At 36.9% G+C, this 11,569-nt stretch carries 16 protein-coding genes and 4 riboswitches; of the genes, 2 read left to right on the top strand and 14 right to left on the bottom strand.

Going from position 1 to position 11,569, the window contains the following annotated elements; translation table 11 throughout:
* Window positions 1-3: 3 nt before the first annotated feature.
* From kdpF to tenA, 14 genes are all read right to left on the bottom strand, one after another.
* Entirely contained in the window at window positions 4-84 is an 81-nt protein-coding gene (gene kdpF / locus MKY70_RS04030; RefSeq protein WP_000972378.1) for a K(+)-transporting ATPase subunit F, read from the bottom strand.
* Window positions 81-185, bottom strand: coding sequence for a SipW-dependent-type signal peptide-containing protein (locus tag MKY70_RS04025; protein WP_000887888.1), 105 nt, complete (start codon window positions 183-185; stop codon window positions 81-83). Before MKY70_RS04025 ends, kdpF begins: the two co-directional genes overlap by 4 nt.
* Before the next feature lie 94 nt (window positions 186-279).
* Window positions 280-425, bottom strand: a riboswitch (cyclic di-AMP (ydaO/yuaA leader).
* A 262-nt stretch (window positions 426-687) separates the two neighbouring features.
* Window positions 688-918 (bottom strand): hypothetical protein, encoded by a 231-nt coding sequence (locus MKY70_RS04020; protein ID WP_016101779.1) that lies wholly within the window; start codon window positions 916-918, stop codon window positions 688-690.
* A gap of 16 nt (window positions 919-934) precedes the next feature.
* Window positions 935-1,321: a hypothetical protein gene (locus MKY70_RS04015; RefSeq protein WP_140152412.1), complete on the bottom strand. Its 387-nt coding sequence runs from the start codon at window positions 1,319-1,321 to the stop codon at window positions 935-937.
* A gap of 93 nt (window positions 1,322-1,414) precedes the next feature.
* Window positions 1,415-1,562, bottom strand: a riboswitch (cyclic di-AMP (ydaO/yuaA leader).
* Between the two features lie 85 nt (window positions 1,563-1,647).
* The gene (gene thiD, locus MKY70_RS04010; RefSeq protein WP_002125335.1) at window positions 1,648-2,460 is read right to left on the bottom strand and encodes a bifunctional hydroxymethylpyrimidine kinase/phosphomethylpyrimidine kinase; all 813 of its coding nucleotides are present in this window, start codon (window positions 2,458-2,460) and stop codon (window positions 1,648-1,650) included.
* A gap of 15 nt (window positions 2,461-2,475) precedes the next feature.
* The gene (locus tag MKY70_RS04005) at window positions 2,476-3,495 is read right to left on the bottom strand and encodes a thiazole biosynthesis adenylyltransferase ThiF (RefSeq protein ID WP_033708802.1); all 1,020 of its coding nucleotides are present in this window, start codon (window positions 3,493-3,495) and stop codon (window positions 2,476-2,478) included.
* Window positions 3,488-4,258, bottom strand: a complete 771-nt coding sequence (gene thiG / locus MKY70_RS04000) for a thiazole synthase (protein ID WP_002087526.1) — start codon at window positions 4,256-4,258, stop codon at window positions 3,488-3,490. Before thiG ends, MKY70_RS04005 begins: the two co-directional genes overlap by 8 nt.
* A gap of 2 nt (window positions 4,259-4,260) precedes the next feature.
* Window positions 4,261-4,464, bottom strand: coding sequence for a sulfur carrier protein ThiS (gene thiS, locus MKY70_RS03995; RefSeq protein WP_044738334.1), 204 nt, complete (start codon window positions 4,462-4,464; stop codon window positions 4,261-4,263).
* A gap of 15 nt (window positions 4,465-4,479) precedes the next feature.
* Complete coding sequence (thiO, locus tag MKY70_RS03990) at window positions 4,480-5,589, bottom strand: glycine oxidase ThiO (RefSeq protein ID WP_341023279.1); 1,110 nt, start codon at window positions 5,587-5,589, stop codon at window positions 4,480-4,482.
* A complete protein-coding gene (gene tenI / locus MKY70_RS03985) occupies window positions 5,582-6,202 on the bottom strand; it encodes a thiazole tautomerase TenI (RefSeq protein ID WP_061675217.1) in 621 nt (206 codons plus the stop codon). Before tenI ends, thiO begins: the two co-directional genes overlap by 8 nt.
* A 10-nt stretch (window positions 6,203-6,212) precedes the next feature.
* On the bottom strand, window positions 6,213-7,214 hold the full coding sequence (locus tag MKY70_RS03980) for an ABC transporter substrate-binding protein (protein WP_088033998.1): 1,002 nt from the start codon (window positions 7,212-7,214) through the stop codon (window positions 6,213-6,215).
* Window positions 7,211-7,963 (bottom strand): ABC transporter permease, encoded by a 753-nt coding sequence (locus MKY70_RS03975; protein ID WP_002029858.1) that lies wholly within the window; start codon window positions 7,961-7,963, stop codon window positions 7,211-7,213. The genes MKY70_RS03980 and MKY70_RS03975 overlap by 4 nt, the downstream gene beginning before the upstream one ends.
* Window positions 7,963-8,715 carry an ABC transporter ATP-binding protein gene (locus tag MKY70_RS03970; protein WP_061689269.1) on the bottom strand — a complete coding sequence of 251 codons (753 nt, stop codon included), beginning with the start codon at window positions 8,713-8,715 and terminating at the stop codon, window positions 7,963-7,965. Before MKY70_RS03970 ends, MKY70_RS03975 begins: the two co-directional genes overlap by 1 nt.
* Window positions 8,684-9,379, bottom strand: coding sequence for a thiaminase II (gene tenA / locus MKY70_RS03965; RefSeq protein WP_341023275.1), 696 nt, complete (start codon window positions 9,377-9,379; stop codon window positions 8,684-8,686). Before tenA ends, MKY70_RS03970 begins: the two co-directional genes overlap by 32 nt.
* Window positions 9,380-9,468: 89 nt before the next feature.
* A riboswitch (TPP riboswitch) is annotated at window positions 9,469-9,572 on the bottom strand.
* Window positions 9,573-9,632: 60 nt separating this feature from the next.
* A riboswitch (TPP riboswitch) is annotated at window positions 9,633-9,745 on the bottom strand.
* A 259-nt stretch (window positions 9,746-10,004) separates the two neighbouring features.
* Between tenA and MKY70_RS03960 the strand changes: the two genes are divergently transcribed.
* Window positions 10,005-11,165: an SH3 domain-containing protein gene (locus tag MKY70_RS03960; RefSeq protein WP_002029853.1), complete on the top strand. Its 1,161-nt coding sequence runs from the start codon at window positions 10,005-10,007 to the stop codon at window positions 11,163-11,165.
* Between the two features lie 5 nt (window positions 11,166-11,170).
* Window positions 11,171-11,503 carry a hypothetical protein gene (locus MKY70_RS03955; RefSeq protein ID WP_002010638.1) on the top strand — a complete coding sequence of 111 codons (333 nt, stop codon included), beginning with the start codon at window positions 11,171-11,173 and terminating at the stop codon, window positions 11,501-11,503.
* Window positions 11,504-11,569 lie beyond the last annotated feature (66 nt).

Here is an 11,569-nt window from a genome sequence, read left to right as displayed (position 1 = left end):
TAATTAAAACTTTTCTGGATTTAATAATGCGTACACTAAGTACACCGTAATCGCTGCAACAATAACCGATAAGGCAATCATCATGATTGCTTCCCTTCTTTCACAACTTTATCTGACCAACTTGCAAGACTTGCCATCGATGCGACTAACCCAACAAAAATACCGATCATTACAACATCTAACATAACTACCCCTCACTTTTGTTAAAATTTACCATCTAGTTATCAAAAAAAGAACACTAAGCTCTACTTAGTGTTCGAAACGAACAACACAAAGTAAACCTCCTCTCTAAACGCTTACGAGGTTAGCTGTCGGATTCGGGCCTAAAGAGTAGCCCTACTTTCAAAATTGAAAGATTCACCCCAAGTGACAATGCACAAAATTGGTTCCCCCGCTCCATTTCTGGAACTCAGCGATTTTAGGTTTTTTTTGGAAATTTCATGAATGATTTATGAGAGTAAATATACTCCTCTAAATTTAACTTGTAAAGGGGTAAATTACTGAAAATAAGAAAATATCCATCTATTTAAGCGTTTACATTAGTTGTTATTAATATTTTTTCATCTGTTTTCTCGTCTTTCCTTTCTTTTTCACAGAAATGATCTTTTAAATACGAAATAAAAAGAGCGAATTACATGAAGTGCATAGCTTGTTGCACTCAGCATTCGCTCTTTTTTCATTCAACCTTTATTCTCCACGCAAAAAAGCACGCAAATTTCTCCCTCGAATATAAACTTGTGATAATTCCGCATGTAACTGCTCATATTCGGTAATATCCGCCTCTAAATACAAAACATCTTTTGATGGTAATATAATATATGGACCTGGAAAAAGAGGATCGAGCACTACCAATTCGTGAACTCTCTCTACCGATATCGCCCAACGATTCGCTATATCTCCTAGTAACAACACTTTCATCTTCATTTCCCCCGCCCTATTCAAAAAATAAAAAAGAAATATTATCACAGTTCGTAAACACTACAAATTTAGCTCCAATTGTTTCATAGAGCCTGGCCGGATAGCGTTTATTCTTTGTAACAACAGTAATAGGCGCTTGAAAAGAAAAACGAATGTGTTCTGTGAAGAAACTAACTATCGGAAGCTCATCCCCTAGTAAAATCACCTTCTTAATACGCTCGCAAATACTAGTAAAATCCTTCTCCTTATTACAGCTATAAGCTGATTCAAACCCATACTCTCTAACTTCATCCGCTATCTCTTCATTGGCTGTAAAAATAATTAACTCATGCTGAAATGCTACTAGCTCTCTTAAACTCTTTACCTTGTTTTTTTCTCCAACACAAATAAGTGTTAGTTCCATGTACCTCATCCTCCTTAGCATAAAAGAACTCAAACATAGATTGATATTCTCCTATACTAATCAGACCGATGAAGTGATGTATCCATCATGGCACCGTCCTCTCTCAAGACGCTTACGAAGTTAGCTGTCGGATTCGGACTTTGAGAGTAGCCCTACTTTCAACATTGAAAGATTCACCCCTAGTGACGACGCACAAATTGGTTCCTCCGCTCCATACATTTGGACTCAGCGTATTACAAAAAATGTATTCTGGCTGATATATTACTCCTGTATTTTGAAAAAGTAAACACAAAAAAAGCCAGTTAACAAACTGGCTTCTCGTATCTTTATACATGCGTCTTATTCAATTTATATGCAAAATGATTCGTCGGCCCATGACCACTTCCAATATTCAATGGCTCTTCAATTGCTATACTAATAAATCGTTTTGCTTCTTGAACTGCCTCTTCCATCAAGTAGCCTTTAGCAAGTCCTGCTGTAACTGCAGACGCAAATGTACACCCGCTTCCGTGCGTTTGCTTCGAAGGAATTCGTTCACTTCTAAATTCAATAAACTGCTCACCATCAAAGAGTAAATCAATTACTTCATTACCTTGATATTCTGCATGTCCGCCCTTCATAAGCACATATTTAGCTCCTAATTCATGCAATACTTTTGCAGCTTCCTTACTATCTTCTACATTATGAATCTCCATTCCAGTTAACACTTCTGCTTCAGGAACATTTGGTGTTACAACAGTTGCTACTGGCAATAAATATTCTTTTAATGCTTGTACTGCTTCTTGTTGTAATAATGATGCCCCGCCTTTTGCAATCATAACAGGATCTAGCACAATATTATTCCAGCCAAATTTCTTAATATGCTCTGCCACAATTTGAATAATTTCACTACTAAATAACATTCCCAGTTTTACAGCATCTGGCGTTAAATCCGTACCAATTGAATTAAGCTGCTCCGTAATCCCTTCTAAAGAAACAGGATATACCCCTTGAACGCCAAGCGTATTTTGAGCAGTAATTGCTGTAATAGCCGTCATTCCATACACACCAAGCTCTTGGAATGTTTTTAAATCCGCCTGAATCCCAGCGCCGCCTCCGCTATCAGACCCTGCAATTGTTAAAGCTTTATTCACTTTCATCCCACTCATCCTTTTCTACCCAAAATAGCGATGATAAATTGTTTTCGCTTCACTTATATCTTTCGTTCCATGCACAAGTACACGACCATCTTTGAAGGCAACTAATCTCTTTTCTCCAACAGAAAAGGATAATAAATATGGATTTACATTCAAATCAGTCACACGATCATTCAGCAATCTTTTATATTGTTCAAAATCCATTTTCTCTTTATGAGGTGGTCTAATTTGAACTGTATTTCTCCCGCATAACACCGCTGTCTTTGAAGTATTTTCCTTATTTAAATACGGATATAGTGCTTGCTCACCACACGATAGACAATTATGTTTACGAAGCTTTTGCACATTCATACATGAATATTCATTTTTCCATACATCAAATGACACAAGCCCATCTCGAAGCGAGTCATAATCTTCTACTAACAGTTTAAGCGTTTCCGTTACTTGATGAGAAACGACGAGAGATACAGCAGGTGATATAATCCCCGCTGTGTCACATGTCGCTCCGCCAAGTGGAATCGATTGTAATAAACAAGATAAACATGGCGTTTTTCCTGGAATAATAGTATAAGAAAGACCGTAACTCCCTACACATGCCCCATAAACCCATGGAATAGAATATTTTTGCGATATATCATTCACAATGAAACGTGTTTCGAAATTGTCAGTCGCATCGATGATTACATCAACATTTGTAACGAGTTCTTCCAACTCTTCAGCCGTTACATCCTGAACGAGAGCTTCTACTCTTACTTCACTATTAACCTCTTCTAGACGTTTTTTTGCCGCTACAGCCTTCGGAAGATTATTCTCTACATCACTCTCTGCATACAATTGTTGTCTTTGCAAATTACTCCAATCGACATAATCACGGTCAACAATTGTTACTTGACCAACGCCTGCTCTTACAAACATCTCTGCATTTGCACTACCTAATGCACCTGCACCGATAATAAGTACATGCTTTTCTCCTAGCTTTTGTTGCCCTTCTTCCCCAATTGGAGAAAATAGTTCTTGGCGAGAATATCGATTATTCAACTACGCTCATTCCTTCTAAAGGACTACTTGCTGTCGCGCAGCGCTTACGTGCAATACGACCTGCTTCAAACCCTAATCGTCCTGCCTCAATACTTAATTTCATTGCGTATGCCATTTTAATAGGATCGTTCGCTCCAGATACTGCAGTATTTAATAACACACCATCTGCTCCTAATTCCATTGCAAATGCTGCATCAGCTGGACTACCAATACCAGCGTCAACGATAACTGGTACTGTCGCTTGTTCAATAATGAAACTTAAATTTAATGGATTTACAATACCAAGCCCTGAACCAATCGGTGATGCTCCTGGCATAATCGCGTGTACACCAAGTTCTTGTAGTTTGCGTGCTAATACAACATCATCAGATGTGTAAGGAAGAACGATAAATCCTTCTTCTAGTAACATTTCAGATGCCTTTAACGTTTCTACTGGATCAGGTAATAACGTTCTATCATCACCAATAACTTCTACTTTTATCATGTCACAAAGTCCAGAAGCTTTTGCTAATTTTGCAATACGAACAGCTTCTTCAGCATTTTTTGCTCCTGCTGTATTCGGTAATAACGTATATTTTTTCACATCAAGTTTCTCTAATAAATTAGGTTGCTTCGCATCAAATATATCCATACGACGTACTGCGAATGTTAAAATCTCAGCCTCAGAAACATCAATTGCCTTTTGCTGCACATCAAAATCAGGGAATTTCCCTGTTCCTAATAAAAGTCTAGAATGAAATGAAAATTGTCCAATGTTTAACATAATCAACCGCCTCCTACGAAAGTTACAATCTCAATTTGGTCCCCATCAAAAACAGATGTATCGTTATGATCATCTTTTTGTAAAATATCTTTATTACGTTCTACTACAACAATTCTGTTATCTAACTCTAAATGTGTAAGTAGCCCAGCTACTGTTTTTACACCCTCTGGTACTTCAATTTGGTTACCATTAATTTTTAAATTCAAACTTCCATCCCCTTTCTAAACCGTTTTAGAAAGCAATGAATCTAGCAAGTGATTCTCCTGCTTTCCTTCTATTAAATCAGCCATATACTGACCAGAAACAGGACTTAATAAAATGCCGTTTCGATAATGGCCCGTACAAGCATATAAACCTTTTATTTCTTCATGCTCTCCCATATAAGGAGCTTCATGATTAGACTGCGGTCTTAACCCAGCCCACGTACTTTCCCATTCTGCTTCTTTTAAAGCAGGCAATATTGTATAAGCACGCTCTAATATGGAAGTAATACTTTCTGGTTGTACAGACTTATTAAACGTATGAGGCTTCATTGTTGCCCCAATTACGTAACGGCCACCACGTTTCGGCGTGATGTAAAATCTTTCCTGGAAAATAGGAGCTTTCAAGAGAGGTTTCCTGCTTCTTACTGCAACAACTTCACCCTTAACAGGATATGTACCCCAATCACTATGGAAATAATGTAGTAATTTCGTACTCCATGAGCCTCCAGCGATAACGACTTTTTCACATGTTATTACACCTTCACTCGTAACAATTCCAGCCACTTTATTGTTTTCAATTTGAATATCAAACACTTCTGTCTGTTCATATATGTCAGCTCCAGAAAATGCCGCGGAGTGTGCGAATGCTTTCGTAAGATCTGGTGCAATAACATGACCATCTTTTGGATAATATACTGCTCCTATAATTGATTCGGATAGAAACGGCTCTTTTTCTCGCAAACGATCGCCCGTTAGAAAATATGAATCTTCACCTGTTTTCTGTTGCCAATCCATAATATGAAGAATTCTTTTCTTCTCATCTTCATTTTGAGCGATGCGATAAATGCCCTTTTCTTCATACCCAATATCGATGCCTGTTTTTTCACGTAAAACTTCTGCAAGTTGTGGAAATATAGCACGGCTTTCTCTAGCAAGCTCAAACAACGGATCATATGCATCCCATTCTGCCTGAACACCGAGCAAACCAGCAGCTGCTTTCGAAGCTTCAGATGCGATTCTTTGCTTCTCTACAATCGCTACTTTATGCCCTCTTTCTGCTAGAAAGTGTGCAACTGAACTACCAATTACACCTCCGCCAATAATCGCTACATCATACTTCTTACACATGTTTTTCCGCCCACTTTCTTATTGATTCCTTATAAGATTTCGCCTTGCTATACGGATTACTACTGCTTATAATCCCGGACATAACAGCAATGCCACTTACACCATTTGCAAGAACATCACCTGTATTTTCAGGGGTAATCCCACCAATTGCAGTTATTGGTATGGATAAACAACTTGCCATATGAGCAATTTCTTCTAATCCTCTCGCTGGCACACCTTTTTTACAATCTGTCGGAAATACATGACCATAAACGAGTGAATCTGCTCCATTTTTAAATGCTACTATCGCTTCATCTAACGAATGTACTGAATAACCGACATGCAAATAAGAAAATTTTTCTTTCACTAACCTTACATCTGCGCTTCTGTATCCTAGTTGAACACGAGGAATATTTAATAGAATGGCGATATCAATTCGATCATTTATAACAAGCTTAGATGGCGGAAAGCCTTTTTTTAAAAGACTTTCCACACCTTCATACAATTCCTTCGTACTCTTCTCACGCTCACGAATATGCAAATAATCAATCTCGCTCTCAATTTGCATCGCTACATTCACTAACTCTTCGAATGGCATATGGCCATTTGAGATTACATGGAGCTCATTTTTCATATTCATTCGCCTACTTTAAAATGTTTTCAAATAATTCATCGGCTGGTACGATTTCTTTCGTCATTCCTTTGTCTTTCAACCATTTGTTTTGTTTCTCCCATGACTCTTTTGAATCTGATAAGAATGGCTCATCTTTCGTTTCCATCTTCTCTAATAAAATTTTCATACTTTCTTTTTCAACTTCTGGTACAAGCGGGAAGTTTTCTTTTTCTTGATGATCTAATAAAATATTTAATGCTTCATCAGGGTTTTTCTTCATAAAGTCATACCCTTTTTGTGCCCCACGTAAAAAGGCTTGCAATGCTTCTTTATCTTTTTTCAACGTTTTATCACCCGTTACAAACACAAGCTCATGATAGTTTGGTACACCATAATCTGCTGGATTAAAGTATGCTGGTTCATGACCTTCATGACGCATAACAGGTACTTCATGGTTAATGTATGCCCCTGTTACCGCATCCACTTTTTTCGTAATTAATGCTGGTACTAAATCAAAGCCAACATCGACTACTTTCACTGTATCTGGATTACCACCAGCTTCTTTTACCATCGTTTTTAAATACATCTCACTTAAAGGTGTTCCAGAATATCCAACTGTTTTCCCCTCTAAATCTTTTGGCGATTGAATGCCTGCTGACTTCAGTGATACAACATGATTTAACGGTGAACGTACGACAGCTCCAATTGATTTCACTGGAATTTGTTCATTTGCTTTTGCCATGACAACATCTGGTTGATAATACAAACCAACTGTCACTTTCCCTGCTGCCGCTAGCGTTAATGGATCAGTCGGATTAGAAGGGAATTTAATATTCACCTTGACTCCTTCTTCTTTAAAGTATCCTTTTTCAATTGCCGTATAAATAAAGCTATGTACCGCATTCGGGTACCAATCAAGCATTACTGTTATTTCTTTTTCTGATTTATTCTTATCTGATGCCGAGTTACTCGAACATCCTGCAATCATTGCAACTAATAATGTAAACACAAAGATGCGTTTTAATAATTTCATGAATGTTTCCTCCAACTAATAAATTTCTTTTCTAATATCGAAACAAGTATGACGAAGAAAATAGCTAATAATGATAACAATACAATTGGTGCAAATACACCAGCTCCGTCTAACTGCGTCATCATTCTTTTACTGAAATATCCAAGCCCAGCTTGTGCACCGAGCCATTCACCAATCGCTGCCCCAATAACGCTAAGTGGTATCGCAATTTTTAACGCTGAAAAAAAATAAGGAAGAGCAGATGGCAACTTTAGCTTTAGAAAAACATCTTTTTTCGTTGCACCATATGTAACTAATAGCTCCTCCCATTCTTTTTTCGTACTGCGCAGTCCATCATACGTATTGACCGCAATTGGGAAAAACGTAATTAAAACGGTAACAACAACCTTACTCCAGATGGTATATCCAAACCATAAAACGAAGAGCGGTGCAAGCGCAGTGATCGGGATTGTTTGTGAAGCAACTAATAACGGATAAAATGCTCTTTCCATCCACGTACTCGCATTCATTAACATTGCTAGCCCTACGCCCAGTACGATAGAAATAACAACGCCTATTAAAACGACGTATAACGTTGCAGGTAAATGAACCGTAAATAATATATCTTTCAGCGCCCATATCTTCATTACAATTGCAGAAGGTGATGGCAAAATGTACATCTCATCTACAATTCTTGCTCCTACTTCCCACAGAGCAAGTAAAATTCCACTTAATATAAGGGCAGGTAATAACTCCTTCAAGCGATTCATCATACGAGTACCTGCCTTTGTAACATACTAAGGAGCTCTTCTTTAAGCGCTAACACTTCAGGCTTATATAAATCTTTTCTTGTTCGGTTACGATCAAGCGGCACAATTCGCTCAGTTAAAGTTGCTATCGGTTGATTTTCTACAACCAAAATTCGATTAGAAAGAAACAATGCTTCTTCAACATCATGAGTGATAAATAAAATTGTTTTTTCCCACTCTTTCCATTGTTCAAACAACCATTCTTGCAAAGATGCCTTCGTTAAAGCGTCCAATGCGCTAAACGGTTCATCTAACAATAATATCTCCCCTCCTGTTAATAAAGTTCGGATAAAAGATACGCGTTGCCTCATACCACCAGATAAATCTTTCGGATATTTTTTCTCGTACCCTTGTAAACCAAATTTATGTAACAGTTCTTTCGCTTTTACTTGCGCTTCTTTCTTCTGCACACCTTGGCACTCTAGCGGCAGGGCCGCATTCTCAATAATCGTCCTCCACGGCAAGAGCATATCTTTTTGGGGCATATACCCTACAGAATGACTCTTCTTTGTTTCTGTCAGCTCTATCTGTCCAGTACTTGCCTCTTCTAAGCCTGTAATAAGGCGAAATAAAGTACTTTTCCCGCATCCACTCGGTCCGATAATACTTACAAACTCTTTATCTTGTATAGAAGCATTTAATTCATTGATGATTGGTTTTTCATCATAATGAAAGGAAACATTATGAAACTGTAGTATGTTCTTGCTCCTCAAAACCCCACATCTCCTTACGATAAGCCATATCCCAGAATAAATATTCAAATCGGCTGGAATATAAGAAAATCTCCTCTAATCGGTCTAGCTCTTTCTCTGACTTTCCAACTGCCGTTTCATTTAATAAATCTATTAACCAAATACAAAGGTTACCGTATTCTTCAGAACTATATCCTTGAATCCACTCTCCAAAGAACTCATGATCTCTTGCTCCAGGAATATCATTTAAACGCTTTCCGATCTCCCAATAGCTCCACATACATGGAAGTAAAGCTGATATTAATTCTGCAAGTGTGCCATTTTGAGATACAGACATCATGTAATTTGTATAGGCTAAATTTTTAGCAGATGGTTTCGCAGATTCTATCTCCTCTACAGTAATGCCAAGTTTGTTTGCATACTGTTTATGGATCGTCATTTCTCCATTTAAAATCCCATCAATTTGCTCTGCAAATTTTGCCATAACTTGTGGATTCGTTGCCTTTACAACCCCAATTGCATATAGCTTTGCATAATCTAACAAATATAAATAATCTTGAATAATATAGTACTGGAATTTGTCTTTTTCCAACGTACCATCCCCCATACCTACTACAAACGGATGATTATGACTTTTCTCCCAAACAGGCTGCACCGTATCAAATAATCTTTCACAAAATTTCATTAATAATTCCCCTTCCTATATATCTATTTATCTCAATAAAAAAACCACTTCTGTATATAAGAAGTGGTTACAGCAAATAAAATTATAATTTATTCGTTGTTCCACTTCCCTTCGCTAGTATTATCTAGATCAGGTGTTGTAAGGGTTAAGGATTATTCCTCTCTCAGCACGAAAAGCACCCCTAGTGGTGTTAATATGAAATTTTCAAATAAAAAAGCCCCGTTTCTATACGCAAAGAAACGGGGACTCATTGTTAATGTCCGAATTGCTTCCCTACGCTAGCATAATCTAGATCAGGTAATAAAAAGGATCAAAGGCTTATGGCCCTACTCTCAGCTGGCAACACCAGCCCTCCTAGCAAACTATAAAATTATCACTGTCAGTATAACATCGCCATAAGACATCATCAACTGTTTTAATTTTCTTAATTGCAAATTAAATCTTAACGTGTTAAACAAATATAAATGCGACCTCACAAATGATATATACAATATTTATATACGAATCTCTCTTCTGACATTATTTTTATTGATTTCATATTACATTTATGTGAATACGACCAATATATTATATCTTTATACTATAATAAAATTACAACTATACAACTAGAGGAGGTCTTTATTACATGAATATGAAAGCCACAGCTTTAACAGCAACTACTATCGCAATTGCTTCTTTACTTCCTTCTATGGGAGAATCCGATATACAAACAGCGGCTGCTAAGCAACCATCTACAGTAAAAACTGGATATGTAAAAATTGACAACGTTGCACTACATCAAAATAGCCATACAGACAGTGCAATAGTTGATACCATTCGATTTAATAGCCCGGTTACTATTCTTGAAACAGTTCAAGATTGGTATAAAGTATCTGTTAACAACAAAACAGGCTATATGAAAAAAGATGCAATTCTATTCAAAAAAAATGTTCAACCAAAGTCTCAATATATCGTAAATGCAAACGCATTAAACGTTCGTTCTGAACCTAATACAGAGTCTTCTATTCTAGATATATTACCAAATGGTCAATTCATTACCATTCAAGGTGAACAAGGAGATTGGTACAAAATATTACATAACGGTCAAATTGGTTACGTACAAAAAACATTTGTATCTAATGGATCCACACCTCTAGTAAAAGGTGTAACAGTACAAGGTTCTCCTTCTTATACTGTTGCAACACCAAAATTAAATGTACGTAGCAATGCTAGCACAAGTGGCACTCTACTTGGCTCATTACAAAATGGTACACAAGTACAAGTAGTAGAAACGGTAGGTACTTGGTATAAAATTCGTTTTGGCACAGGATACGGATATGTAGCAAAACACTATGTAGTGCAAAATCAAAATCAAGCACAAGCTAAAACAGCTCAACCTGCATCAATTCCAGCAGTTTTCAAATTCCCTACTCAAGGGAAAATCAGCTCCACTTTTGATATGCGCTGGGAGCAAATGCATTATGGTATAGATATAGCAGCACAAGGAAATGTCTCTATTCAAGCTGCTGCTGCAGGTAAGGTTGTGAAATCTTATTATTCGGCTAGCTACGGCAATGTCGTGTTCATCGCCCATCAAATAAATGGGAAATTATATACAACAGTTTATGCTCATATGAAGGATCGCACTGTACAAGCTGGTGATCAAGTACAAACTGGACAATTAGTAGGTCATATGGGAAACACAGGTCATTCATACGGGCAACATCTCCATTTTGAATTACATAATGGGGAATGGAATTTTGAAAAAACAAATGCAGTAAACCCACTGCCATATTTAGTTAGGTAAATTATATGCCACGCAATATACCTCTCTTTATTGAATACCTGGCCTTTTTAGGTTTAATCTGTTGTTTAATCATTTATAATACGAACACTGTATTTTTATCTATTATTATTGCTTTTGTTGCTTTAGAAATCATTATGGAAGCATTACAAATGCGGCTAAAACAAAAAATTGCCCATATTTATAATGTAATTTTTCTTTTAAGTGCTCTTATAACAAATATAATTAGTAATGGTTTTTATTTATCTACCGTACTTCCTGTATTCTTTATAGGTGTTTTATTATTCATAGCTAGATACGTTCATGTTCCTAATAACCAAAAACATGAACAAGAAGCTTAGAAAGAGGAGACACTGTGTACCAATCTTTCAAAGATAATCCAATGAAATATATATTGAATTTATATG

The sequence above is a fragment of the Bacillus sp. FSL R9-9492 genome, assembly GCF_038007365.1.
GTDB classification, from domain to species: Bacteria; Bacillota; Bacilli; order Bacillales; family Bacillaceae_G; genus Bacillus_A; species Bacillus_A mycoides.
The sequence above is the reverse complement of the archived record's forward strand: the minus strand, read 5'-3'. Positions and strand labels throughout refer to the sequence as shown.